22 protein-coding genes, 1 pseudogene and 1 other annotated feature are annotated in these 26,044 nt (G+C 58.8%); of the genes and pseudogenes, 20 read left to right on the forward strand and 3 right to left on the reverse strand.

The genetic code is table 11. The features are described from left to right. Positions 1-124 precede the first annotated feature (124 nt). Positions 125-995, reverse strand: a sequence feature (16S ribosomal RNA rRNA prediction is too short). Between the two features lie 652 nt (positions 996-1,647). Then, positions 1,648-2,868, reverse strand: coding sequence for a CaiB/BaiF CoA transferase family protein (locus AC1RPZ_RS03190; RefSeq protein ID WP_493134831.1), 1,221 nt, complete (start codon positions 2,866-2,868; stop codon positions 1,648-1,650). Between the two features lie 13 nt (positions 2,869-2,881). Further along, entirely contained in the window at positions 2,882-4,063 is a 1,182-nt protein-coding gene (locus AC1RPZ_RS03195; protein ID WP_493064472.1) for an acyl-CoA dehydrogenase, read from the reverse strand. 157 nt (positions 4,064-4,220) lie between these two features. On the opposite strand from AC1RPZ_RS03195, the gene AC1RPZ_RS03200 reads away from it, so the two are divergent. The 20 genes and pseudogenes from AC1RPZ_RS03200 to AC1RPZ_RS03295 all read left to right on the forward strand — a co-directional run bounded on the left by AC1RPZ_RS03200 (position 4,221) and on the right by AC1RPZ_RS03295 (position 24,626). Beyond that, the gene (locus AC1RPZ_RS03200; RefSeq protein WP_493134833.1) at positions 4,221-5,141 is read left to right on the forward strand and encodes a LysR family transcriptional regulator; all 921 of its coding nucleotides are present in this window, start codon (positions 4,221-4,223) and stop codon (positions 5,139-5,141) included. A 429-nt stretch (positions 5,142-5,570) separates the two neighbouring features. Continuing rightward, entirely contained in the window at positions 5,571-6,692 is a 1,122-nt protein-coding gene (locus tag AC1RPZ_RS03205; RefSeq protein WP_262111576.1) for a Re/Si-specific NAD(P)(+) transhydrogenase subunit alpha, read from the forward strand. 15 nt (positions 6,693-6,707) lie between these two features. Further along, on the forward strand, positions 6,708-7,031 hold the full coding sequence (locus AC1RPZ_RS03210; protein WP_003187010.1) for an NAD(P) transhydrogenase subunit alpha part 2: 324 nt from the start codon (positions 6,708-6,710) through the stop codon (positions 7,029-7,031). After that, positions 7,031-8,467 (forward strand): NAD(P)(+) transhydrogenase (Re/Si-specific) subunit beta, encoded by a 1,437-nt coding sequence (locus AC1RPZ_RS03215; RefSeq protein ID WP_493134837.1) that lies wholly within the window; start codon positions 7,031-7,033, stop codon positions 8,465-8,467. The genes AC1RPZ_RS03210 and AC1RPZ_RS03215 overlap by 1 nt, the downstream gene beginning before the upstream one ends. 192 nt (positions 8,468-8,659) lie before the next feature. Beyond that, on the forward strand, positions 8,660-10,153 hold the full coding sequence (gene scpC / locus AC1RPZ_RS03220) for a succinyl-CoA:acetate CoA-transferase ScpC (protein ID WP_493134839.1): 1,494 nt from the start codon (positions 8,660-8,662) through the stop codon (positions 10,151-10,153). Positions 10,154-10,472: 319 nt separating this feature from the next. Then, positions 10,473-10,688, forward strand: coding sequence for a DUF1127 domain-containing protein (locus AC1RPZ_RS03225; RefSeq protein ID WP_493134841.1), 216 nt, complete (start codon positions 10,473-10,475; stop codon positions 10,686-10,688). 270 nt (positions 10,689-10,958) lie between these two features. Then, on the forward strand, positions 10,959-11,168 hold the full coding sequence (locus tag AC1RPZ_RS03230; RefSeq protein ID WP_493134843.1) for a DUF1127 domain-containing protein: 210 nt from the start codon (positions 10,959-10,961) through the stop codon (positions 11,166-11,168). A gap of 180 nt (positions 11,169-11,348) precedes the next feature. After that, on the forward strand, positions 11,349-11,666 hold the full coding sequence (locus AC1RPZ_RS03235; RefSeq protein WP_493134845.1) for a DUF2388 domain-containing protein: 318 nt from the start codon (positions 11,349-11,351) through the stop codon (positions 11,664-11,666). A 61-nt stretch (positions 11,667-11,727) separates the two neighbouring features. Next, positions 11,728-11,832 (forward strand): annotated as a pseudogene (locus AC1RPZ_RS03240) (DUF2388 domain-containing protein); the annotation flags it as partial. A gap of 27 nt (positions 11,833-11,859) precedes the next feature. Continuing rightward, positions 11,860-12,180 carry a DUF2388 domain-containing protein gene (locus AC1RPZ_RS03245; RefSeq protein ID WP_019694505.1) on the forward strand — a complete coding sequence of 107 codons (321 nt, stop codon included), beginning with the start codon at positions 11,860-11,862 and terminating at the stop codon, positions 12,178-12,180. Then, positions 12,177-14,138 carry a DUF7844 domain-containing protein gene (locus tag AC1RPZ_RS03250; RefSeq protein ID WP_493134847.1) on the forward strand — a complete coding sequence of 654 codons (1,962 nt, stop codon included), beginning with the start codon at positions 12,177-12,179 and terminating at the stop codon, positions 14,136-14,138. The genes AC1RPZ_RS03245 and AC1RPZ_RS03250 overlap by 4 nt, the downstream gene beginning before the upstream one ends. 313 nt (positions 14,139-14,451) lie before the next feature. Further along, positions 14,452-15,759: a CitMHS family transporter gene (locus tag AC1RPZ_RS03255; RefSeq protein WP_493064479.1), complete on the forward strand. Its 1,308-nt coding sequence runs from the start codon at positions 14,452-14,454 to the stop codon at positions 15,757-15,759. Positions 15,760-15,829: 70 nt separating this feature from the next. Continuing rightward, positions 15,830-16,597 (forward strand): TerC family protein, encoded by a 768-nt coding sequence (locus AC1RPZ_RS03260; protein ID WP_493134849.1) that lies wholly within the window; start codon positions 15,830-15,832, stop codon positions 16,595-16,597. Positions 16,598-16,815: 218 nt separating this feature from the next. Continuing rightward, on the forward strand, positions 16,816-18,474 hold the full coding sequence (locus AC1RPZ_RS03265) for a Na/Pi cotransporter family protein (protein ID WP_493134851.1): 1,659 nt from the start codon (positions 16,816-16,818) through the stop codon (positions 18,472-18,474). A gap of 79 nt (positions 18,475-18,553) precedes the next feature. After that, on the forward strand, positions 18,554-19,927 hold the full coding sequence (locus tag AC1RPZ_RS03270; RefSeq protein ID WP_493134853.1) for a M16 family metallopeptidase: 1,374 nt from the start codon (positions 18,554-18,556) through the stop codon (positions 19,925-19,927). A gap of 80 nt (positions 19,928-20,007) precedes the next feature. Then, positions 20,008-21,051, forward strand: coding sequence for a DUF5924 family protein (locus tag AC1RPZ_RS03275; protein WP_493134855.1), 1,044 nt, complete (start codon positions 20,008-20,010; stop codon positions 21,049-21,051). Between the two features lie 54 nt (positions 21,052-21,105). Continuing rightward, positions 21,106-22,251, forward strand: coding sequence for an ABC transporter permease (locus AC1RPZ_RS03280; RefSeq protein WP_493134857.1), 1,146 nt, complete (start codon positions 21,106-21,108; stop codon positions 22,249-22,251). Then, positions 22,248-23,051 carry an ABC transporter ATP-binding protein gene (locus tag AC1RPZ_RS03285; protein WP_493134859.1) on the forward strand — a complete coding sequence of 268 codons (804 nt, stop codon included), beginning with the start codon at positions 22,248-22,250 and terminating at the stop codon, positions 23,049-23,051. The genes AC1RPZ_RS03280 and AC1RPZ_RS03285 overlap by 4 nt, the downstream gene beginning before the upstream one ends. Position 23,052: 1 nt before the next feature. After that, on the forward strand, positions 23,053-23,991 hold the full coding sequence (locus AC1RPZ_RS03290; protein ID WP_493134861.1) for an MlaD family protein: 939 nt from the start codon (positions 23,053-23,055) through the stop codon (positions 23,989-23,991). After that, on the forward strand, positions 23,988-24,626 hold the full coding sequence (locus AC1RPZ_RS03295; RefSeq protein WP_493134863.1) for an ABC-type transport auxiliary lipoprotein family protein: 639 nt from the start codon (positions 23,988-23,990) through the stop codon (positions 24,624-24,626). Before AC1RPZ_RS03290 ends, AC1RPZ_RS03295 begins: the two co-directional genes overlap by 4 nt. Before the next feature lie 20 nt (positions 24,627-24,646). Here AC1RPZ_RS03295 and AC1RPZ_RS03300 read toward each other — a convergent pair whose 3' ends face one another. Continuing rightward, a complete protein-coding gene (locus tag AC1RPZ_RS03300) occupies positions 24,647-25,876 on the reverse strand; it encodes a nucleoside recognition domain-containing protein (protein WP_493134864.1) in 1,230 nt (409 codons plus the stop codon). Positions 25,877-26,044 lie beyond the last annotated feature (168 nt).

Raw genomic sequence — 26,044 nt, forward strand, 5'->3', positions numbered from 1 at the left:
AGTTCATTGGATGTCAAGGCCTGGTAAGGTTCTTCGCGTTGCTTCGAATTAAACCACATGCTCCACCGCTTGTGCGGGCCCCCGTCAATTCATTTGAGTTTTAACCTTGCGGCCGTACTCCCCAGGCGGTCAACTTAATGCGTTAGCTGCGCCACTAAGAGCTCAAGGCTCCCAACGGCTAGTTGACATCGTTTACGGCGTGGACTACCAGGGTATCTAATCCTGTTTGCTCCCCACGCTTTCGCACCTCAGTGTCAGTATCAGTCCAGGTGGTCGCCTTCGCCACTGGTGTTCCTTCCTATATCTACGCATTTCACCGCTACACAGGAAATTCCACCACCCTCTACCATACTCTAGCTCGACAGTTTTGAATGCAGTTCCCAGGTTGAGCCCGGGGATTTCACATCCAACTTAACGAACCACCTACGCGCGCTTTACGCCCAGTAATTCCGATTAACGCTTGCACCCTCTGTATTACCGCGGCTGCTGGCACAGAGTTAGCCGGTGCTTATTCTGTCGGTAACGTCAAAACAATCACGTATTAGGTAACTGCCCTTCCTCCCAACTTAAAGTGCTTTACAATCCGAAGACCTTCTTCACACACGCGGCATGGCTGGATCAGGCTTTCGCCCATTGTCCAATATTCCCCACTGCTGCCTCCCGTAGGAGTCTGGACCGTGTCTCAGTTCCAGTGTGACTGATCATCCTCTCAGACCAGTTACGGATCGTCGCCTTGGTGAGCCATTACCTCACCAACTAGCTAATCCGACCTAGGCTCATCTGATAGCGCAAGGCCCGAAGGTCCCCTGCTTTCTCCCGTAGGACGTATGCGGTATTAGCGTCCGTTTCCGAGCGTTATCCCCCACTACCAGGCAGATTCCTAGGCATTACTCACCCGTCCGCCGCTCGCCACCAGGTACAAGTACCCGTGCTGCCGCTCGACTTGCATGTGTTAGGCCTGCCGCCAGCGTTCAATCTGAGCCATGATCAAACTCTTCAGTTCAAACATCTTTGGGTTTTTAAGAAACCCTAAACTTGGCTCAGCAATCGTTGGTTACATCTTTGATTTCTCGCGGAGTAACTTGTGATGCTGATAATCTTGTTGACTATCAGTCTGACTGCACAAGCACCCACACGAATTGCTTGATTCAGTTGTTAAAGAGCGGTTGGTTAAGATCTTTCGTCTCAACCGAGGCGCGCATTCTACAGCAGCCTCTGTTGCTGTCAAGCGGTTATTTTCAGAAGCTTTCAAAGTTTCCTTTGTAACTTCAACCACTTGCGCTTCCGATCTCTCGTTAGCGGGAGGCGAATTCTACAGCGTTACTCGCTGCTGTCAACACCTCTTTTTCTCCGCTTTCGACCGAGAAGATCGAACCGTCAATAAGGCGACAACACACGGCCTTACCAACTCCTTCAGGCTTCGATGAACTGAAGCGTAACCGCTGCCGAAAACTGCATAACTCTTTGTTTACCAAGGAGTTTTCCGTTTCGACTGCGCCGGAAGTGGGGCGAATTATAGACGTCCAGAATCTGCCGTCAACACTTAATTTTGCTTTTCTATCAATGAGTTGCAGAAACCCGAAAAAACAGCGTTTCCCCCTCTCTATATAGAGAGGGGGAAACACCGCTTCTATATAGAAGGAACCCTCAGAGCACTCCAGCCTCTTTAAAAGCAGCAACGGCGGCAGCCTCAAGACCCAGCACTCGCTGCAGAACCTCAAGCGTGTGCTCACCCAATAGAGGAGGGGCGCTACGGTACTCCACTGGCGTCTCAGACAAGCGAATGGGACTGGCAACCTGCGGCACCAACCCAGCCAGCGCATGAGGAAGTTCGATCGCCAGACCACGCGCTTTAACCTGTGGATCGGCAAACACCTGCGACAGATCATTGATCGGCCCGCACGGCACACCTGCCTGTTCCAGTTGCGCCACCCATTCGACAGTGGTCTTGAAGACCGTAGCCTGGCGAATCAGCGGGATCAGCACCGCACGATTCGCAACGCGAAGCTTGTTCGTCGCGAACCGAGGATCATCCGCCCACTGCGGTTGGCCAGCCACTTCCGCGAACTTGCGGAATTGCCCGTCATTACCCACTGTCAGAATGAAGTCACCATCCGCCGTCGGGAAGTCCTGGTAGGGAACGATGTTTGGGTGAGCGTTACCCAAGCGCTTGGGTGCAATACCAGTAGTCAGGTAGTTCATCGCCTGATTAGCAAGACATGCCACCTGAACGTCCAACAGCGCCATGTCGATGTGCTGACCACCACCCTCATGCTCCCGGTGAGCCAGCGCCGCCAGGATCGCGACCGTCGAGTAGAGCCCTGTCAGAATATCCGTCAGCGCCACACCGACTTTTACCGGCCCGGCACCTTCATCACCCTCAGGGCGACCGGTCAGACTCATCAAGCCACCCAGGCCCTGGATCATGAAGTCATAGCCAGCACGCTTGGCATAAGGACCGGTCTGACCGAAACCCGTAATCGAGCAATAAATCAGATCAGGGTTGATAGCTTTGAGCGACTCGTAATCCAACCCATAAGCCGCCAGACCACCGACCTTGAAGTTCTCGATCAGGATGTCGGACTTCGCCGCCAGCTCACGAACCAGACGCTGGCCTTCGGCCTGAGTAAAGTCGATGGTCACCGACTGCTTGTTACGATTGGCCGACAAGTAGTAAGCCGCCTCGCTGGTGTTCTCGCCGTAAGCGTCCTTAAGGAAGGGCGGCCCCCAAGCGCGAGTGTCATCGCCATTGCCCGGGCGCTCGACCTTTATAACCTCGGCACCGAGATCCGCGAGGATCTGCCCGGCCCAAGGCCCGGCCAATACTCGCGATAAATCCAGTACCCGCAAATGCGATAACGCACCCATGGCCGCTCTCCTATTAATAGAACGCCTGGAGACCGGTCTGCGCGCGACCCAGAATCAGCGCGTGAACGTCGTGAGTCCCTTCGTAGGTATTCACCACCTCAAGGTTGACCAGGTGACGCGCAACACCGAACTCGTCGGAGATGCCATTGCCACCCAACATATCGCGAGCCATACGGGCGATGTCCAACGACTTGCCGCAAGAGTTGCGCTTCATCATCGAGGTAATTTCGACGGCGGCCGTGCCCTCATCTTTCATACGCCCCAGACGCAGGCAGCCTTGCAAGGCCAGAGTGATTTCAGTCTGCATGTCCGCCAGCTTCTTCTGGATCAACTGGGTGGCAGCCAAAGGCCGACCAAACTGCTGACGGTCCAGTGTGTATTGGCGAGCGGTATGCCAGCAGAACTCGGCCGCCCCCAGAGCGCCCCAGGAGATACCATAACGTGCAGAGTTAAGGCAGGTAAAAGGGCCTTTCAAACCGCGGACATCCGGGAAGATGTTCTCTTCGGGAACGAATACGTTGTCCATCACGATCTCGCCAGTGATGGAGGCGCGCAGACCGACCTTGCCGTGGATCGCCGGAGCGCTCAGGCCTTTCCAGCCTTTCTCCAGAACGAAGCCACGGATATCGCCGGCATCATCCTTGCCCCAAACCACGAATACGTCAGCGATCGGGCTGTTAGTGATCCACATCTTGCTGCCGGTCAGGCTGTAGCCGCCTTCCACTTTGCGCGCACGAGTGATCATCGAACCCGGATCGGAACCATGGTTCGGCTCGGTCAGACCGAAGCAACCGATCCACTCACCGGTAGCCAGCTTCGGCAGGTACTTCTGTTTCTGGGCTTCGGTGCCAAACTCGTTGATCGGCACCATGACCAGCGAAGACTGCACGCTCATCATCGAGCGATAGCCGGAGTCGACGCGCTCGACCTCACGGGCAATCAGGCCGTAGCTGACATAGTTCAGACCGCTGCCGCCGTACTGCTCAGGAATGGTCGCACCCAGCAAGCCGATCTCACCCATTTCGCGGAAGATCGCCGGATCGGTTTTCTCATGACGGAAAGCTTCCAGAACACGTGGCGCCAGCTTGTCCTGAGCAAACTGAGCGGCGGTGTCGCGCACCATGCGCTCTTCTTCGGTGAGCTGTTGATCCAGCAGCAGGGGATCGATCCAGTTGAAGCTAGCTTTACCGGCCATGAGAGAGTCCTCGCGAAGTAGGTCAAATATCGTGGACTGATCCTAGGCGCCGTTTCTGCATTGGGCAAACGAGGATTTTGCATACTGTTGTGCTAATTTCTCACTCCGTAATAGCCTTAAACGGCATCTATGCAAACTATTAGTGAGGTTGCCGTATATGCGCAGAAAGATACCCAGCACCGCTGCACTGATCAGTTTCGAAGCGGCAGCCCGTCATGAGAGCTTTACCAAGGCGGCTCAAGAACTATCGCTGACCCAAGGAGCGATATGCCGACAGATCGCCGGCCTGGAGGAGTTCCTCAGCGTCGAACTGTTCCGACGCTCACGACGCGGCGTGAAGCTGACCGAAGCAGGGCTTTCCTACAGCCGGCGAGTCGCAACCCAACTGGATGCCGTTGAACGAGACACACTGTCGGTGATGGGTCAGCAGGGCGCTAACGTCATCGAACTGGCGGTGGTGCCGACCTTCGGCACTCAATGGCTGCTGCCACGACTCAAGGACTTCCAGCAGCAACATCCGGAAGTCACGGTCAACCTGACCAACCGCACACGACCCTTTCTGTTTGCCAACACCGACTTTGACGCCGCGATCTACTTTGGTGACGCCGACTGGTCCGGCACCGAATCCCACAGGCTGATGGGCGAGAATCCGATGCCGGTGTGCAGCCCAGCGTTACTCGCTGATCGCGCTCACCTCAGCGCTGAAGTGATTGCCGACCTGCCGCTACTGCAGCAGACCACGCGCCCTTACGCCTGGCGCCAGTGGTTCGACTCACAGCACCTGAATGTCCCTCGCGACATGACAGGTCCGCGTTACGAGCTATTCTCCATGCTGGCTCAGGCAGCGATGCATGACATGGGCATCGCACTGATCCCACCGTTCCTGATTCAACGTGAGTTGGCGGAGAAACGACTGGTGATTGCCAACCCTCAGGCCCTGTCGAGCATCAAGGCCTATTACCTGATGATTCCTGACCGAAAGGTCGAATCAGCCTCTTTACGCGCATTTCGCGATTGGCTGGTTAACCAGGCACGCAGCTACAACCTAGAGGGGCAGGGCTTATCCAGCATTAACTGACCTAGTAGTCAGTAAAATCAAAGCACTACAGATGTAACTATTTGTCGCATTTAAGCAGACTGTGCCCATTGAATGCACAATCGTCCCACAAGCGCCTAACGGCGTGGCTTTGAGGTTCTGATTCAAAGCAATACTGCGTCATTCACAGCGCCGATGTGTAAATTCTTGAATTTCGGCAAAAATCCTTACAAGGCACGGCCTGCAAGGGGTTTAGGCGGTCACTGCGACATTCGGTCACGGGGTGACTTGTAGTTAATTTTCCGTCACCCGTCATAATCCCTTGAAGGCCACAAAGTTCGCCTGCAAAATGCCGCGCCCCGCCCGAAATACGGCGGGATCGTGCTGATCGGCCGCCCCAGTCGCACCCTCCGCAGTGCGCTGGCCTTCCAAGAAAGATCAAAAGCAATAAGATCAAGCAGGAGATTTGACGTGCACATTGGTGTTCCTCTCGAAACCCAGACCGGTGAAACGCGGGTTGCTGCAACCCCGGAAACCATCAAGAAGCTGATCGGCCAGGGTCATAAAGTCACTGTGCAAAGCGGTGCCGGCATTAATGCCAGCGTTGTCGACAGTGCTTATGAAGCGGCAGGCGCAATGATTGGCAGTGCCAACGATGCATTTGGCGCAGAGCTGATTCTCAAGGTCGTAGCACCCAGCGACAGCGAACTGACCCTGATCAAACGCGGCACCGTGCTAGTTGGCATGCTCAACCCGTTCAGCAACGAAACCATCGCCAAACTGGCCGAGTGCGGCATTACCGCGTTCTCCCTGGAAGCGGCTCCGCGCACCTCCCGCGCGCAAAGCCTTGATGTGCTGTCCTCGCAAGCCAACATTGCCGGCTATAAAGCGGTGTTGTTGGCCGCCCATCACTATCCGCGCTTCATGCCGATGTTGATGACGGCAGCAGGCACCGTGAAAGCCGCTCGCGTGCTGATCCTCGGCGCCGGCGTGGCTGGCTTGCAGGCGATCGCCACCGCCAAGCGTCTGGGCGCGGTGATTGAAGCGTCCGACGTGCGTCCAGCGGTGAAGGAACAGATCGAATCCCTCGGCGCCAAGTTTGTCGACGTCCCGTACGAGACCGATGAAGAACGCGAATGCGCCGTCGGTGTCGGCGGTTACGCACGGCCCATGCCGGCCAGCTGGATGCAACGTCAGGCCCTGGCTGTGCACGAACGCGCCAAGCAAGCCGACATCGTCATCACCACCGCACTGATTCCCGGCCGCAAGGCACCGGTATTGCTGAGCGCTGAAACTGTCGCGCAGATGAAACCAGGTTCGGTGGTCATCGACCTCGCGGCGGCCCAGGGCGGTAACTGCCCGCTGACCGTAGCCGACCAGGTGATCGTCGCGCACGGCGTGACCATTGCCGGCCCGACCAACCTGGCAGCCCAGGTCGGTGCAGACGCCTCAGCGCTGTATGCCCGCAACCTGCTGGACTTCCTGAAGCTGGTCTTCACACCTGAAGGCCAATTCCAGATCAACCTAGAAGACGACATCGTCGCAGCGTGCCTGATGTGCCGCGACGGCCAAGTCATCCGCAAAAACGCCTAAGCAGGGATTCAGACGATGGAAGAGCTTATCTCCCCCGGTATCTACAACCTGATCATCTTCGTGCTGGCGATTTATGTCGGTTATCACGTGGTCTGGAACGTTACACCCGCGCTGCACACACCCCTGATGGCAGTCACTAACGCCATTTCGGCGATCGTGATCGTCGGCGCCATGCTGGCGGCGGCGCTGACCGTGACGCCACTGGGCAAGACCATGGGCACCCTCGCTGTGGCTCTGGCTGCGGTCAACGTGTTCGGTGGTTTCCTGGTGACCCGCAGAATGCTTGAGATGTTCAAGAAAAAAGCCCCGAAAGCCGTAAAAGAAGAGGCGCCCAAGTAATGAGCATGAACCTCGTAACGACGCTCTACTTGATCGCGTCGATCTGCTTCATCCAGGCCCTCAAAGGCCTGTCGCACCCGACCTCGTCGCGACGCGGCAATGTGTACGGCATGCTCGGCATGGCGCTGGCCATCGTCACCACCGTCGGTCTGGTGTTCAAACTCGGCTCTGAACTGGCCACCGCTGGTATCGGCTACGTGATCGTCGGCCTGCTGATCGGCGGCACCGCCGGTTCGATCATGGCCAAACGCGTTGAAATGACCAAGATGCCGGAACTGGTCGCCTTCATGCACAGCATGATCGGTATGGCTGCCGTGTTCATCGCCATCGCCGCCGTGGTCGAGCCGCAGTCGCTGGGCATCGTCAAACAGCTGGGCGATTCGATTCCGGCCGGTAACCGCCTGGAGCTGTTCCTGGGCGCGGCGATCGGTGCCATTACCTTCTCCGGTTCGGTGATCGCGTTCGGCAAGCTGTCAGGCAAGTACAAGTTCCGCCTGTTCCAGGGCGCACCGGTACAGTTCGGTGGTCAGCACAAACTGAACCTGCTGTTGGGTCTGGCGACACTGGGCCTGGGCATTACCTTCATGTCGACCGGTAACCTCGGCGCCTTCGCCCTGATGCTGGCCCTGGCCTTCGTGCTGGGCGTGCTGATCATCATCCCGATCGGCGGTGCAGACATGCCGGTCGTGGTGTCGATGCTCAACAGCTACTCCGGCTGGGCAGCAGCGGGGATCGGCTTCTCGCTGAACAACTCGATGCTGATCATTGCCGGCTCCCTGGTCGGTTCGTCCGGTGCGATCCTCTCGTACATCATGTGCAAGGCGATGAACCGTTCGTTCTTCAACGTACTGCTCGGTGGCTTCGGCAACAACGTAGACGCGGCTGGCCCGGCTGGCTCGAAAGAAGCCCGCCCGGTGAAATCCGGCTCGGCAGACGATGCAACCTTCCTGCTGACCAACGCCGACACCGTGATCATCGTTCCAGGCTATGGCCTGGCGGTAGCACGGGCGCAGCACGCGCTTAAAGAGCTGACCGAGAAGCTGACCCACCGTGGCGTGACCGTGAAGTATGCGATCCACCCGGTAGCGGGTCGTATGCCCGGCCACATGAACGTGCTGCTGGCCGAGGCTGAAGTGCCTTACGACCAGGTGTTCGAGATGGAAGACATCAACTCCGAGTTCGGCCAGGCCGACGTGGTGCTGGTGCTCGGCGCCAACGACGTGGTCAACCCGGCGGCGAAGAACGATCCAAAATCGCCAATCGCCGGCATGCCGATTCTCGAAGCCTTCAAGGCCAAGACCATCATCGTCAACAAGCGCTCGATGGCCAGCGGTTATGCCGGTCTGGACAACGAACTGTTCTACCTGGACAAAACCATGATGGTCTTCGGCGACGCGAAGAAAGTCATCGAAGACATGGTTAAAGCCGTCGAATAAAAACGGCGCAAGCAGCAAAACCAAAAACCCCGGCCTTAGTAGGCTGGGGTTTTTTATTGCACACTAGATTAACTGCGCAAACCCGATCAAAGGCCATAAATCAGGGCCCGGCATTCGACCATGGTCGCGGGGAGAATTTTTTTGAAATCATTAGACTGAACATCTTGCCTCCGTTGCCCGAGATAACAATCCATGTACCGTGATCGTATCCGCTTGCCTTCGTTGTTGGATAAGGTAATGAGCGCCGCTGACGCTGCCGCTCTGATTCAGGACGGTATGACCGTCGGCATGAGCGGGTTCACCCGCGCTGGCGAAGCCAAAGCCGTACCCCATGCACTGGCCGAACGCGCCAAGGTCACGCCGCTGAAAATCAGCCTGATGACCGGCGCCAGCCTGGGCAACGACCTCGACAAACAACTGACCGAAGCCGGTGTGCTGGCCCGCCGGATGCCGTTTCAGGTCGACAGCACCCTGCGCAAGGCGATCAACACTGGCGAGGTGATGTTTATCGACCAGCACCTGTCGGAAACCGTGGAGCAACTGCGCAACCAGCAACTCAAACTGCCGGACATCGCGGTGATTGAGGCGGTAGCGATCACAGAGCTTGGCCATATAGTGCCCACCACCTCGGTCGGCAACTCGGCCAGCTTCGCGATTTTCGCCAAACACGTGATCATCGAGATCAACCTGGCGCACAACCCGAATCTGGAAGGTCTGCACGACATCTATATCCCGACCTACCGTCCGACCCGCACGCCTATTCCGCTGGTCAAGGTCGACGACCGCATCGGCAGCACCGCCATCCCGATTCCACCGGAAAAAATCGTCGCCATCGTCATCACCAACCAGTCCGACTCGCCGTCCACGGTGTTGCCACCGGACAGCGACACCCAGGCCATCGCCGACCATCTGATCGACTTCTTCAAACAGGAAGTGGAGGCAGGGCGCATGACCAACAAGCTCGGTCCGCTGCAGGCAGGTATCGGCAGCATCGCCAACTCGGTGATGTGCGGGCTGATTGATTCGCCGTTCGAAGACCTGACCATGTACTCCGAAGTCCTGCAGGACTCGACCTTCGACCTGATCGACGCCGGAAAACTGAGCTTCGCCTCGGGCAGCTCGATCACCCTGTCGAGCCGTCGCAATGCCGATGTGTTCGGCAATCTTGCGCGCTACAAGGACAAACTGGTGCTGCGCCCGCAGGAGATCTCCAACCACCCGGAAGTGGTTCGTCGCCTGGGCATCATTGGCATCAACACCGCGCTGGAGTTCGACCTGTACGGCAACGTCAACTCCACCCACGTCTGCGGTACGCGGATGATGAATGGCATCGGTGGTTCCGGCGACTTCGCCCGCAACGCGCACCTGGCGATCTTCGTCACCAAGTCGATTGCCAAGGGCGGGGCGATTTCCAGTGTGGTGCCGATGGTCAGCCACGTTGACCACACCGAGCATGACGTCGACATCCTCGTTACCGAGATCGGCCTTGCCGACTTGCGGGGCCTGGCGCCACGGGAGCGGGCGCGGGTGGTGATCGACAACTGCGTGCACCCGGACTACCGCGAAGCGTTGAATACCTACTTCGAGGCGGCCTGCGCCGTCGGCGGACATACCCCGCACATCCTGCGCGATGCCCTCAGCTGGCACATGAACCTGGAAGAAACCGGAAGAATGCTCGCCGTGTAATTAATACAGATGGCAGCTGACGCAAACACAATTTCGTCAGCTCGCCATTGCCACTCTAATATCCTTCAAAAACTGTACTGCTGTACCGGTCACTTCCTACCGTAATTGCCTACACTTCTGAGCAAATCACCAAAAAACGCACCATAAAAGTGCTGACAGGTACAGTTGCCTCGTTTTCGAGCAGTACAGCACCTATTAACAGTTAACTGGTCCCTCACAATACAGGTGAACTGTATCTAGAGAGACTGGCCAAACGAGAGGATCATTGGCATCAGTTAAACCACTACCTAATCCCGCCATAAGCGGAAGGATGTCAACCATGGAACGTACACTCAGTTCCGAACTGTTCTTCGAAGACAACGCTGCAAAAAACCAGGCTGCTATGCCTCTTCGCGTTATCGCCAACCTGATGCTGTGGCAGCGCCGCATCTCCAGCCGCCACCAACTGGCTCGTCTGGATTCGCGTCTGCTGGCTGACGCCGGGATTAGCGAAGCACAACGCTACGAAGAGCTGAGCAAGCCGTTCTGGCGCTAAGTTAGCGTCGCTGGCCCTGACCCTCCGGGTCCACCGCCAGCACCCCGAATTGAACACACAAAACCCGTCGTGGGAAACCACGACGGGTTTTGTCGTTTCAGGGCTGGAAAACAGACAGTACAGAAGGGTAATCGCAGAACAGATACAGTTTGAATAAATACATAACTTAACCAGTACAATTTAACGCGGGTGTAGCTGCTCCGGCGACGGCGAAGCGACCAACATGGTGTCCCAAGGCTGTTCAATCGGCCCCACCGCGAGGAATACACCATGAATCGGTTACTTGATATTTCGCTCCCGCGTACTCGCCGGCCCTCTGTCCTCAAGCTCCTGGCCCGATTGATCACCGCTACCGGTCGTAGCATGGAAAGGGCCAGAACCCGCCGCCTGCTAGCGGAACTCAATGACCAGCAGCTGTCTGACATGGGTATCAGCCACTCTGATCGACTGGTCGAACTGTGCAAACCTTTTTGGCGCTAACCGTGTCTAGATGAGGTGACAAGGCTATTCGAACGGTTGAACAACGGCCTAATATCCAAGGACAACGTGGCGAGCTCTGCGCAGGGCACGTCTGATCACTCAGACATTACGCAACGCGCAGTGGCTGCCCAGTGTTTTTCTTGGCGCCACTATTTATGGTTCATTCACAGGAGTTACCCCATGTCCCGTCTTCGTCTGCTCAGCGCTGCAGCCCTGCTGGCCGTGGCTGCCAATTCGCATGCCTCCAGCTTCATTGTCACCACTGACACTGTCGTCGGTGCACTCAAGGACAGCTCCGACGCCACATCCGACCTCTCGTCTTCGCTGCGTGACAAGAAGATCGTTCGCGCCGCCCGTGATGACGCTGCCAGTTTCGTGGCCAGCGAAGGCGCCATCCGTGGCGTCCGCCTGGAAAGTGCTCTCGACTACATCCACACACAGGCTCCACAGTTGAAAGCCACTGACGCACAGCTGGCTCAAGCCATTCTGGCCATCTGATCGACATAGGAAACGGGGCTCCCACAATGGGCCCCGTTTGCTCAGCGCTGGCTCTGTTCCGGGCAGAGGAGCGCAACTGGAGTCCGCCCTGATTTACCTGCGCCAGACCCAGCCAAAACTTCATGCCAGCGACCTTGAACTGGCACAGGCAATTCTCGTCCAATAGTTATCCCTGTTCTTCCGGAGCCGTTCCATGCGTAGCCCGCTGATTGCTGCCACCCTTGGCCTGTTGCTGTTGGCTGACGTGGCCCAGGCACACACCCTGGAAGCCACCAGTAACATGATCATTCGCGCCTCCCGGCGCACACTCGATTTCACCTCCGACACCACCACCTCGATTCGTGACCTGAAAGTCGTGCGCGAAGCCCATGATGACGCGGCCAGTTTCGTCGCCAGTAACGGCGATATCCGTGGCGCACATCTGGAAGCCGCTTTTGACACCTTGCGCACCCGCGTGCCGGAAGCTCGCGACGCCAGTGATCAGGTACTCGCCGAAGCCATCCTCGCACTGTGAGGACGCTCACTGCCTGGCTACTGGCAGCCACCGTATTACTGCTCGGCAACACGGCTCAGGCCAGCCTGCAATTGCACCTCATCACTGACGGTCTTAGCCCGGCAGAACAACAGGCCAGCCAGGCACTGCTGGATGAAGCGATACAAGCATTGCCGCCGCGCTTCATCCAGCAACTGGATCGCCGGGTTGATGTTGGCTGGACCAACGAAATGCCCGGCAACGCCTATGGAGAGGCGTCCCTGGTTTCAGAGCTGAACCTCAATCGCAACCTGCTCAAGGGGCTGGTCGACGGCAGCGCAGCCACTCAAAAAACCAATCGTCCCCACGGCACCGTACGCCGTGAAATGCTCGCAACGGTGCTGCATGAACTCACGCATATTTATGACCGTGCGCGCTTGTGGACAAGTGCCGAGCGCTTACTGATCCAGCGCTGTACGAGACAGAACAACAGTTCGGGCCTCGTCGGTATTCCCGATCAATGCCGTGGCCAGACTGACCGTCGTTTCACCTTGAGCGACGATCCGCGCCTGCTGGACCTTGCCGGCTGGCCGCAATACGTCGGTCGTCGCGGTGAACGCGAACAGCACAACCGTCAGATCTCCCGCAGCCCGGACCTCTACGAGACGAGCAGCCCCAAGGAGTTCGTCGCGGTCAACATGGAGTACTTCCTCCTCGATCCGAGTTACGCCTGCCGCCGCCCGGCGCTGTACCGTTATTACCAGGAACACTTCGGCTGGGCTCCACCGGCCAAGGACAATTGCGCCCAGTCCTTCGCCTTCCTGAACGCCGGCAACGACTTCGCCAAACAACCGCTGGGCCAGGTCGATCCGGAAAGGGTCTACGCCGTCGACTACCTGCTGGCCGAAGCCAACCAGAATCTGGTCAGCCGTTGGGGTCACAGCATGTTGCGACTGGTGATCTGTGCACCCGGTCGCCCACGCGGGCCGGACTGTCGACTGGACCTGGAATATTCCCTGGTGCTGTCCTACCGCGCCTTTGTCGGTGACGTACAACTGTCGAGCTGGGACGGTCTGGTCGGGAAGTACCCGTCGCGACTCTTCGTGTTGCCGCTGTCGCAAGTCATCGATGAATACACCAAAACCGAATTGCGCAGCCTGGCCTCGGTGCCGCTCAATCTGTCGCGCGGTGAAATTGCAGACGTGGTCGAACACGCCGCCGAGATGCATTGGAGCTACGACGGCAACTACTTCTTCCTGTCCAACAACTGCGCGGTCGAGAGCCTGAAACTGTTGCGCAGTGGCAGTAACAAACCACAGCTGATCGGCCTGGACAGCATCATGCCCAACGGTTTGCTGGAAATACTCAAGGCCCGCGGACTGGCGGACACCAGCGTACTCGACAATCCGCGCGAGGCCTTGCGTCTGGGCTATCGCTTCGACTCGTTCCGCGATCGCTATCAAGCGATGTTCGAGGTGCTGAAAAAGCACCTGCCGATCAAACAGGACAAGGTTGAAGACTGGTTAGCCCTGAGTGCCGCAGAACGTCGCCCGTGGTTTGAGCAGGCCGACCTGCGCACCAGCGCAGCATTGCTGTTGCTGGAGCAAGCCAGTTTCCGCCAGCAATTGCTGCTGGCCCAAAATGAAGTGAAGCAACGTTATCTGGATGCCCGCGAGTTGAAAAACGGCGGTATGGATCAAGCCAATCAGACCTTGAAACAGATTCTCGCCAACAGCGGTTTCCTCAGTCGTCCGGCAGAGCTGCTCGAAAAGGGCGGTTACGGCCTGCCGCAGCCCAATGAATGGAAACGTCTGGAGTCGGAAAGCAGCACGCGACAGAAGAAATTGCAGGTGTTGACCGGCGATCTGGACAAAGAGGTCAGGGCGCTGCTTGAACCAGGTCGAGCGGCCGAGATCGCGGCTAATGAAGCCAACATCAAACAATTGGGCACGCACCTGCGAGCGCTGCATAAGGCGGCCGGTGGGTTGGAGCTGCCTTAAGTCAAAAGATCGCAGCCTTCGGCAGCTCCTTGCCCCGTCCGCCCACCAGGAACATCTCGTCCGGTGTTTGCTCAGCGAAAGCTGGCTGAAAGGTTTGCCGATTAGGATCGCCCGCACTGCCGGCAACAGACCGGTTGGCCAAACGAATGTCGCAACGTTCGCTCGGCCCAATTAACAACAACAATGGTGATTCTGATGTCCGCTCGTGCCCGCCTGTTTGCCCCGACTCCCCCCGTACGCCTCGTGCTTCCCGTTCTGCGCTGACCCCACCCGGTTCGCCATTCCCTAGCCGCGCTACGCCTGGAGTATTCCCATGCTGACTTTCCTTGGCTTTGCCATGGTCATCACGTTCATGTACCTGATCATGACCAAGCGCCTTTCGGCGCTGATCGCCCTGATCATCGTTCCGATCCTGTTCGCCCTGTTCGGTGGTTTTGCCCCGAAGATCGGCCCGATGATGCTCGAAGGCATCACCAAGCTGGCCCCGACCGGGGTGATGCTGATGTTCGCCATCCTCTATTTTGCCTTGATGATCGACTCCGGCCTGTTTGACCCGGCCGTGCGCAAGATCCTCAAACTGGTCAAAGGCGACCCGCTGAAGGTTTCCGTCGGCACCGCCGTGCTGGCATTGGTGGTGTCCATGGACGGTGACGGCGCCACGACGTACATGATCTGCGTGGCTGCCATGCTGCCGCTGTACAGCCGCATCGGCATGAGCCCGCGGATCATGGCCGGCCTGATCATCCTCGCCGGTGGCGTGATGAACATGACCCCGTGGGGCGGCCCGACCGCGCGTGCCGCCAGTGCGCTGCATGTCGACCCGTCGGACATCTTCGTGCCGATGATCCCGGCCATGCTTGCCGGCGTGGTAGCGATCCTGGCAATTGCCTACCTGTACGGTAAACGTGAGCGTGCGCGTCTGGGTGAATTGCACCTGGTGGGCGACGAGATCGACCACAGCGAAATCAGTGTTTCGCAGTTCCCGGATGCTCGTCGTCCGAAGCTGATCTGGTTCAACGGCGCCCTGACCCTGGCCCTGATGTGTGCACTGATCGCCGGCCTGCTGCCACTGCCTGTGCTGTTCATGGTTGCGTTCAGTATCGCGATGATCGTCAACTACCCATGCCTGCAACAGCAGAAAGACCGCGTTGCAGCCCACGCCGGGAGTGTGTTGTCGGTGGTCGGGCTGATTTTCGCCGCCGGTATCTTCACCGGCATCCTGACCGGCACCGGTATGGTCGATGCCATGTCGAAAAGCCTGCTCGCCGTGATCCCGGACTTCCTGGGCCCGTACCTGGCCGTGATCACCGCACTGGCGAGCATGCCGTTCACTTTCTTCATGTCCAACGACGCATTTTATTACGGCGTGTTGCCGGTTCTGGCCGAAGCAGCCAGCCACTACGGCATCACTGCTGTGGAAATGGCTCGCGCCTCGATCGTTGGTCAACCCGTGCACTTGCTGAGCCCGCTGGTACCGTCTACATACTTGCTGGTGGCACTGGCCGGGATCGAATTCGGTGACCACCAACGCTTCACCTTGAAATGGGCAGTGCTGGTCTGCATGTGCATACTGGTCGCCGCATTGCTGATGGGGATTTTTCCGCTGTTCAGCACGCTGTAACAGCATCAACTCACCGCGCCGCCAGCTAAATGCTGGCGTCGTGGTTTAACACTCGCTCAAAGGAATACACATGGAATGGCTGACCAACCCGGAAATCTGGGTTGCCTTCTTTACGCTGACTGCCCTGGAAATCGTTCTGGGCATCGACAACATCATCATGATCTCGATCCTGGTCAGCCGCATGCCCAAGCACATGCAGGCACGTACCCGGATCGTCGGCCTGGCGCTGGCCATGGTCACGCGGATCCTCCTGTTGCTGTCGATCACCTGGGTCATGCGTCTGACCGCCGACTTGTTCGTGCTCTTCGGTCAGGGTATTTCCGGGCGAGACCTGATCCTGTTCTTCGGCGGTCTGTTCCTGCTGTGGAAAAGCTCCCAGGAGATGTTCCACGCACTGGAAGGTGAAGACGAAACTGACGATGGGCCAAGCGGCAAGGGCGGCAACTTCCTGTACACCATCATCCAGATCGCGATCATCGACATCGTGTTCTCTCTGGACTCGGTGATCACTGCGGTCGGCATGGTGTCCCATGTCCCGGTCATGGTGGCCGCGATCATCGTTGCCGTACTGGTGATGATGATGGCCTCGGGCAAGATCAGCGAATTCATCGACAAGCACCCGTCGCTGAAAATGCTCGCGCTGTCGTTCCTGCTGGTGGTCGGTACCGTGCTGATCGCCGAAGCCTTCGGTGTGCATGTACCCAAAGGCTACGTCTACTTCTCCATGGCATTCTCGCTGGCCGTGGAAGCGATCAACATCAAGATGCGTACCGCGATCGCGAAAAAGAAGAAACAACAGGAGCCAGTAAAACTGCGCAAGGACATCCCGGGTCAATAACCCGAATGTGCTGAAGAGCAGTAGAAGAAGGGGCTTACGAGCCCCTTTTTCACGTCTGCATGAAGCCGTCTCCATGACAGTTTTGTTTCAATCGACTCTTTAGCTATGCGATGCTGGCGCCCGGACCGTTAGCCAACTACAGCTTAAGTACAGAACGTAGAACGTTGCGGCACCGTCAACTTGCTCCATTGGGGCGCTATTCATTCAGGGGGCCGAGTATGCTGACCCTGCTTAATTTACTGTCTGCGGTAGCCTTGCTGATTTGGGGCACGCACATCGTCCGAACCGGCATCCTGCGGGTCTACGGTTCGAACCTGCGCCATGTCATTGGCCAGAACATGTCCAAACGCTGGCTGGCCTTTATCGCCGGGATTCTCGTCACCGCCATGGTCCAGAGCAGCAACGCCACGGCGATGCTGGTGACCTCGTTTGTCGGCCAGGGTTTGATGGCGCTGACGCCCGCCCTGGCGACCATGCTCGGTGCCGACGTCGGTACCGCACTGATGGCGCGGGTCCTGACCCTCGATTTGTCATGGCTGTCGCCGCTGCTGATTTTCCTCGGGGTGATTTTCTTTCTCTCACGCAAACAGACGCGTGCGGGCCAGCTCGGCCGGGTCGGCATCGGCCTGGGGCTGATTATTCTCGCGCTGCAACTGATCGTCGAAGCGGCTGATCCGATCACCCACGCTCACGGCGTCAAAGTGCTGTTTGCCTCGCTGACGGGCGACATCTTGCTCGATGCCCTCGTCGGTGCGCTGTTCGCGATGATTTCCTACTCCAGCCTGGCCGCCGTCCTGCTCACCGCAACCCTTGCCGGTGCCGGAGTGATCAGCCTGCCAGTGGCCATCGGCCTGGTGATCGGCGCCAATATTGGCAGCGGCGTGCTGGCGTTTCTCGGCACCAGCATGCAGAACGCCGCCGGACGTCAGGTGGCGTTGGGCAGCCTGCTGTACAAACTGATCGGCCTGCTGCTGATCATTCCAGTGCTCGGCCCACTGGTGCACTGGATGGACAAACTCAATTACCGCCCGCAAGGCCTGGTGATCGGCTTTCATCTGCTCTACAACACGGTGCGGTGCCTGGTGCTGTTGCCCAGCGTCGGCCCGATGGCCAGGATCTGTGCCTGGCTGTTGCCGGAGCACCCGGAAATCAATGGTCAAGCCAAACCACGTCATCTGGACCCGACGGCCCTTGCCACGCCAAGCCTGGCCTTGGCCAACGCCGCCCGGGAAACCCTGCGCATGGGCGACCTGATCGACAACATGCTCGAAGCCATGCTCGATGTATTGCGGGGCAAGCAAACCGCCGTCACTCAGGAAATGCGCCGCTTGAGCGATGATGTAGAAGCGCTGTGCGGCGCGATCAAGCTCTATCTGGCGCAGATGCCCCGCGAAGACCTCAGCGAACAGGACAGCCGGCGCTGGGCGGAGATCATCGAACTGGCAATCAATCTGAAACTCGCCTCTGACCTGATCGAACGCATGTTGCGCAAGGTGCAGCAGCAGAAGACCTCGCAACACCGCTCGTTTTCCGAGGTTGGTCTGGAAGAACTGGCCGGGTTGCACCATCAGTTGATCGCCAACCTGCGTCTGGGGCTGTCGGTGTTCCTGAGTGCCGACAAGGAAAGCGCCCGACAACTGCTGCGTGAGAAACGTCGCTTCCGTGCACAGGAAAGACGCCTGGCCCACGCCCATGTCAGCCGCTTGCAACGTAAGATCGTCCAAAGTATCGAAACCAGCTCGCTGCATCTGGAGCTGATCGCCGACATGAGACGCTTGAACTCGCTGTTCTGTGGCAGCGCCTATGTGGTCCTGGAAACCGCCGAAACCGGTGCATTAACCTCCGACGAAACGGCTGACATTACTCATTCACCTTGAACGTCTAGCGTCGAAGGAAGTCAGTTGAAAGGTTGAAGGCAAACCTTTGTGCCCGCATTTACCCGCCTGGAAGGTTGTTATGCGTTGTCTGTTGTTCGCGTGTCTGCTGTTGGGCTCCACCTGCTCATTTGCCCTGGATCGCTTTCAGGTCGAAGGTTATGCGCTGCCCAATGGTCTGCAATTGCTGCTCAAGCCCGGCAGCGAACGCGGGCATGTGGCGATTCGACTGGTGGTGGGCGTTGGCCTCGACGACTTCGCCTGCGCCGACAAAGAGCTGCCACACCTGCTTGAGCATTTGCTGTTCAGCGGCATCGACGCCAGCGGCGAAGGTGGGCTTGAGGAGCGCATGCAGGCACTGGGCGGTGAATGGAACGCCTACACCAGTAACGCCGACACCACGTTCGTCATCGAAGCCCCGGCAAAGAATCAACGCAAAGTCCTCGATTTGTTGCTGGCGCTACTGACCCAAACCCGAATCGACGACAACGCCATCAGCGCGGCCAAGCGGGTGGTCGAACGCGAAGACGGCGGCCATTATTCCCATTTGCAGCGCTGGCTCGATCGCCAGGATCTGGGCCACACCGCGAGCAATCAGCTGGCGGTGGAACTGGGCCTGAAGTGCCCGGAGCGCGCTCAGGTAGAGCACCTGACCCGCGAACAACTGGAGAAGGTCCGCAAGGAATGGTACGCACCGAACAACATGACGCTGATTATTGTCGGTGAGCTCGATCGCCTGCTGCCGGCCTATCTGGAGCGCACCTATGGTGAGCTGAAACCGATTGATCCCACCGAGCATTTGCCGCTACCGGATATCCAGCACCCGGCGCTAGCCGAGCGCAATCTGATCCACGGCTGGGTGGGTGGTGGCGCCAAACTGCACTGGTTATTCCCGGAACCGGCGCTCGACGATCAGTACGACGAGACGTTCGACCTGCTCAAGGACTACTTCGACTGGGCGCTATACCATCAGCTGCGCCTGGCACACGGGTTGTCCTACGGACCTTGGGCGGAACGCGAGGTGTTCGGCGGCGTCGGTTTCCTCAGCCTGAACGCCGATCTGGAACGCGATGATCTGCCACAAGCGCAGCAGGTACTCGATGAGCTTAAAGCCGATCTTCTGAAGAATGGCCTCGACCCCGCGGGATTCGAACGCTTGAAACAGGCCGCCATCGCCCGACAGGCCTGGGCCGTGCAAGGCAACAGCGGGCTGGCCGACTACTACTGGAGCGCGGTGAGCGACTACGAGGACGGACATTTCGACGACCCGGCCAAACACCTGCAAACAGTGACTCTGGACCAGGCCAACCAAGCCCTGCACAAACTGCTCGAACAGCAGGGTTACATTCGAATCGAGAAGCCACTGCTCAGCTATGACGAGGTGCTGTGGTTACTGGGTGGGGTGTTGGGGTTGATAGCGCTTGGTATTCTGGGTTGGCGCTCACGTCACAAATAGGGGGCCAAGCTTTCTCGCAACATCACTGTGCCAGCGTTATCCTGTCGGGGTTTTTCCCTCCGACCATTGCGAACTGCCGAATGCCTATCCTGACCCTTTACGTACAGCGCATCCTCGAACTGATGAAGCGCTATCCTGGGGTCATTGCGCTCGGTGGCTTCATATCAGGGGTCGGCAGCTTCATTCTGGTCGACCGCCAACAAAGCCTCGCGACCTGGATTGCGCTCGTCATGCTGGTCAGCTGGGTCTGGCTGATGCTGGAAAACAGCCTGACAGCGCTATTCGCCAAGGTCTTCAAACGCGAAATCCCCCAGCCGCTGCTGCGCTATGCGACGCAGATGATCCATCAGGAAAGTCTGTTTTTCGTCCTGCCATTCTTTTTCGTCACCACCACCTGGAACAGCGGGCAACTGGTGTTCACCGGGCTGCTCGGAGCAGCAGCGCTGGTTTCGATCACCGACCCGCTGTATTACAAATGGCTGGCACCGCGCCGCTGGCTGTTCCTGGCGATGCACACCCTGACCCTGTTCGCCGCACTGCTGACCGCATTGCCGATCATCCTGAACCTGACCACCGCGCAGAGCTTCAAACTGGCACTGGGCACCGCCATGCTGCTGTCCTTTCCGAGCCTGGCGTCGATCTTTCCGATTCGCACGATCCGCGGCGGTCTGAGCGCGCTCAGTATCACCCTGGTCATCGGCAGCGCCGGCTGGCTGCTGCGCTCCTGGGTGCCGCCGGCCACCCTGTGGATGACGCAAGTGGCGATCAGCACGCAACTGCAGGACCGTACGCCCGGCGACAGCCTCGATGAAGTCAGTGTCGCGCAATTGCGCAAGGACGGCCTCTACGCTTACACCGCGATCAACGCGCCGCGCGGGCTGGACGAGCGGATTTATCACGTCTGGCAATTCAACGGCAAAGAGGTCGACCGCATTGCCCTGGATATCCACGGCGGGCGCAAGGAAGGCTACCGAGCCTGGAGCCATAAACAGAACTTCCCCGGTGACTCGGTGGGCGACTGGCAGGTGCGGGTACTGACCGAAGACGGTCAGGTGATTGGCGTCCTGCGCTTCGACGTGACCGACTCAGGTCAAAACGGCAATACGCCGAGCGAGGCAAAGTAACCGGGATCGTGCTATTACGTAGCACTGCGTATCAGTAGAACAAGCACGGAGATTATGAGCAGCACGATTGCCGGCAGTGCCCAACTCGATACTTCGAACACCCCTGCGCAATTGCGGGTCACGGGTGACTGGACGCTCGTCCATTACGCCGACCTCAAGCGCCTGAGCGATTCCCTCAAAGGCCAGTACGACGACCGCACGCCCATCAACCTCAACGGTCTCGGCGCACTTGACACCGCCGGCGCCTCGCTGCTGGTCGAACTGCTCGGTGCCGAGCGCCTCGGCAAGTCCGCCGAACACCCCGATTGCAGCCTGTCCGCAGCCGACCGCGCACTGCTGCAAACCGTCTATTGCTCGCTGACCGACTTCTGCATCCCCGTCAAAGAACCCGAAATCAGCGTCGGCATCCAACTGCTGACGCGCATCGGGCGGGCGGTTGATGCAGTCTGGCAGGACACCCTGCAACTGCTGGGCTTTGTCGGCCTGATTCTGGAAACCATCACTCGCAGTCTGCTTCGCCCCAAGCGCTGGCGGATCACCCCGATGATCGCGCACATCGAACAAACCGGCCTCGATGCCGCACCCATCGTCGCCTTGCTGACCTTCATGGTGGGCGCGGTGGTGGCCTTCCTCGGCGCCACGGTGCTCGCCAGTTTTGGTGCGAGCATTTTTACCGTGGACCTGGTGGCGTTCTCCTTCCTGCGTGAATTTGGTGTGCTGCTGACCGCGATCCTGATGGCCGGGCGCACCGCCAGTGCCTTCACCGCGCAAATCGGCTCGATGAAAGCCAACGAAGAAATCGACGCGATCCGCACCCTGGGCCTCGATCCAATCGAGCTGCTGGTAGTGCCACGGGTGTTGGCATTGCTGGTGACGCTGCCGATGCTGACGTTTCTGGCGATGCTCTCCGGGATTATCGGTGGCGGGGTGGTCTGTGCGATATCACTGGGCATCTCACCGGCGATGTTCCTGTCCTTGCTGCAATCGGACATCGGCGTTCAACATTTTCTGGTCGGCATGGTCAAAGCACCGATCTTCGCGTTCCTGATCGCCTCCATCGGTTGCCTGGAAGGCTTCAAGGTCAGCGGCAGTGCGGAATCCGTCGGTGCCCACACCACCTCCAGCGTGGTGCAATCGATTTTCGTGGTGATTGTGCTCGACGCGGTGGCCGCGTTGTTCTTTATGGAGATGGGCTGGTGAGTCGTTTACTCCGTGAGCCTTGCGAGGCAGTGATCGAAGTCCGTGGGCTGTGCAATCGCTTCGGCCCCCAGAGCGTGCATGAAAACCTCGACCTGGATTTGTACAAGGGCGAGATTCTCGCTGTGGTCGGCGGTTCCGGTAGCGGCAAGTCGGTGTTGCTGCGCAGCATTGTCGGCCTGCGCCGGCCCAACGAAGGCGTGGTGAAGGTGTTCGGCAAAAACCTGCCGAGCCTGTCGGAGCATGAACGCTCGATGGTGGAGCGACGCTTCGGCGTCCTATTTCAGAAGGGCGCGCTGTTCTCTTCGCTGACCGTGACCGAAAACGTCGCCCTGCCATTGATTGAACACGCCGGCCTGAGCCGTGCGGACGCCGAGCATCTGGCGGCGGTGAAACTGGCCCTGGCCGGTCTGCCGCTGTCGGCTGCCGACAAGTACCCGGCTTCGCTGTCCGGTGGCATGATCAAACGTGCGGCGCTGGCTCGCGCCCTGGCGCTGGACCCGGACATCCTGTTCCTCGATGAACCGACCGCCGGCCTTGATCCGATCGGCGCTGCGGCGTTCGATCAGTTGATCCTGACCCTGCGCGATGCGTTGGGGTTGAGCGTCTTCCTGGTCACCCACGACCTCGACACGCTGTACACCATCACCGACCGGGTGGCGGTGCTGGCGCAGAAAAAAGTGCTGGTGGCCGACGCCATCGACACCGTGTCGGAAACCGACGACGCGTGGATTCACCAATACTTCCATGGCCCACGCGGCCGCGCGGCGCTTTCAGCCGCATCACAGCTCAACGAGGTATGACATGGAAACCCGAGCCCATCATGTATTGATCGGTCTGTTCACCGTATTGGTGGTGGCCGGTGCGTTGCTGTTCGGTCTGTGGCTTGCCAAGTCCAGCGTCGACACCGCCTTCAAGGACTACGAGGTGGTTTTCAACGAGGCGGTCAGTGGCCTGTCCAAAGGCAGTGCGGTGCAGTACAGCGGGATCAAGGTCGGCGATGTGGTGACGTTGCGCCTTGACCCCAAAGACCCACGCCGGGTACTGGCGCAGATTCGTCTGAGCGGCGATACGCCGATCAAGGAAGACACCCAGGCGAAACTGGCGCTGACCGGTATCACCGGCACCTCGATCATTCAGCTCAGCGGCGGCACCCCGCAAAGTCCGGAGCTGGAAGGCAAGAACGGCAATCTGCCGGAGATCGTCGCCTCGCCATCCCCCATCTCGCGGTTGCTGAACAACAGCGATGACCTGATGAGCAGCGTCAACCTGTTGCTGCATAACGCCAACCAGATGTTGTCGCCGGAAAACGTCGATCGGTTGAGCGGCACCCTTGAGAATCTGCAGCAAACCACCGCAAGCGTTGCCGAACAGCGCGGGGATCTGCGCCAGGCAATGCAACAGCTGGCGTCGGTTGGCAAACAGGCGAGCGCGACCCTGGAGCAGACTTCTGCGTTGATGCGTAACGCCAACGGTATGCTCAACGATCAAGGCAAACAGATGTTCGGCAGTGCCGAGCAAGCCATGAAGTCGCTGGAGCAGAGCAGCGCGACCATCAACAGCTTGCTGACAGACAATCAGGATGCGCTGAATAACGGCATGCAGGGGCTCAACGGCCTGGCCCCGGCCATACGTGAGTTGCGCGACACCCTGAGTTCGTTACGCGCCATCTCGCGTCGCCTGGATTCCAACCCCAGCGGTTACTTGCTGGGTGGCGACAAGGATAAGGAGTTCACACCATGAAGCCTGTCTACCGCGCCTTCGCCCATTGCTCGCTGTTGGCGAGTTTCGCGCTGACCGGTGCCTGCTCGATATTACCCAAGGCTGACCCGCTGGATGTTTATCGCCTGCCGTCCGTGCCGAGTGCTGCGTCGTCGACGCGTGCCAATCCTGTGCCTTGGTCGCTGCGTCTGGCCAAACCCCAGGCGAGTGACGTGCTCAATAGCGCCAAAATTGCCGTGATCCCTCAAGGCGATCTGATCAGCAGCTACAAGGCTTCGCGCTGGAGCGACCCGACGCCGATCCTGCTGCGCAATCGGCTACTCGCCGGCTTTGCACAGGACGGCCGCGTGCAGCTGCTGAGCACCGACGACAGCAACTTGCAAACGGACCTGGAGCTGGGGGGAAATTTGCAGGCATTCCAGACGGAATATCAGGGCAACACCGCGCAAGTAGTCATTAGCCTGGATGCGCTGCTGGTGCGTGGCAATGACCAGCGGATCCTCGCCAGCCGACGTTTTGAAGTACGCCAGCCATTAAGCGATGTGAAGGTGCCCGCGGTGGTGGCCGGGTTCGGTCAGGCCAGTGACACGCTCACGGCGCAGGTGATTGCGTGGACGGTAGAGCAGGGGCAGAAGAACGCGACCCTGAAACCCTGAAACCCACAGGTTTTTCCGGGTTAACCAAAGAACCAGTAGCAAACCCCGATCGCCCCCAGCACCCCGGCGAGTTCCGCCAACAGCGCGCAACCCACGGCATGTCGGGCACGCTGAATACTCACCGCTCCGAAGTACACCGCCAGCACATAGAAGGTGGTTTCGGTACTGCCCTGAATAGTCGCCGCCACCAGCGCCGGGAAGCTGTCGACACCTTGAGTCTTCATGGTTTCAATCAGCATTGCCCGTGCAGCGCTGCCGGAGAAGGGTTTGACCATCGCGGTCGGGAGGGCGTCGACGAAACGCGTGTCCCATCCGGCCCACTGCACCAGATGACGAATCCCGTCCAGACCAAAGTCCAGCGCCCCGGACGCCCGCAGCACACCCACCGCACAGAGCATCGCCACCAGATACGGCAGCAGGTTCTTGGCAACGTCGAAGCCTTCTTTGGCGCCTTCGACGAAGGCTTCGTAGACCTTGACCTTGCGCAGCGCGCCAATCACCAGAAACAGCATGATCATCCCGAACATCGTCAGGTTGCCGAGGATCGATGACAGGCTCGCCAGCGCAGTGGCTGAGAGCGCCGTCAACAGGGCCATGAATCCACCCAGTACCAGCGCACCCGGAATCAGATAGGCCAGAACCACCGGGTCCCACAGCCGCAGACGCTGCATGAACGACACCGACAGCAGGCCGACTATGGTTGAACAACTGGTCGCCAGCAAAATCGGCAGGAACACCAGCGTCGGGTCGGCAGCACCTTGCTGGGCGCGGTACATGAAGATAGTCACGGGCAGCAGGGTCAGAGATGACGCGTTAAGCACCAGGAACAGGATTTGTGCATTGCTCGCGACCGTTGTGCTGGGGTTGAGCTCCTGCAACGCACGCATAGCCTTGAGGCCAATCGGCGTAGCGGCATTGTCGAGACCCAGCGTGTTGGCAGCAAAGTTGAGGGTGATCAGGCCGATGGCTGGATGGCCTGGCGGCACTTCCGGCATCAGGCGCAGGAACAGCGGGCCGAGCGCCTTGGCCAGCCAGTCGACGATCCCGGCCTTTTCGGCGATTCGCAGAAAGCCCAGCCACAGGGTCAGGGTGCCGAACAGCAACATCATCACGTCGACCGACAGCTTGGCCATGGCGAAGATGCTTTCCACCATCGTCGCGAAGATCCCGGCGTTGCCGCCGATCAGCCATTGCGCCAGTGCCGAAACGGCCGCCACGATGAAAAAGCCAAGCCACAGGCCATTGAGCATCAGTCAAATCCCCCCAGAAGATGCGCGAATGATAGCGGGGTGGGGAGAAACGACAAACCCCGGATTTCTCCGGGGTTTGTGTGTGAGGACTGGCGCAGTTCACTGTGGGAGCGAGCTTGCTCGCGATAGCGGTGTATCAGTCGACATCAATGTTGGCTGTTACTCAGT

The sequence above is a fragment of the Pseudomonas sp. GW822-FHT02D10 genome (assembly GCF_058802345.1).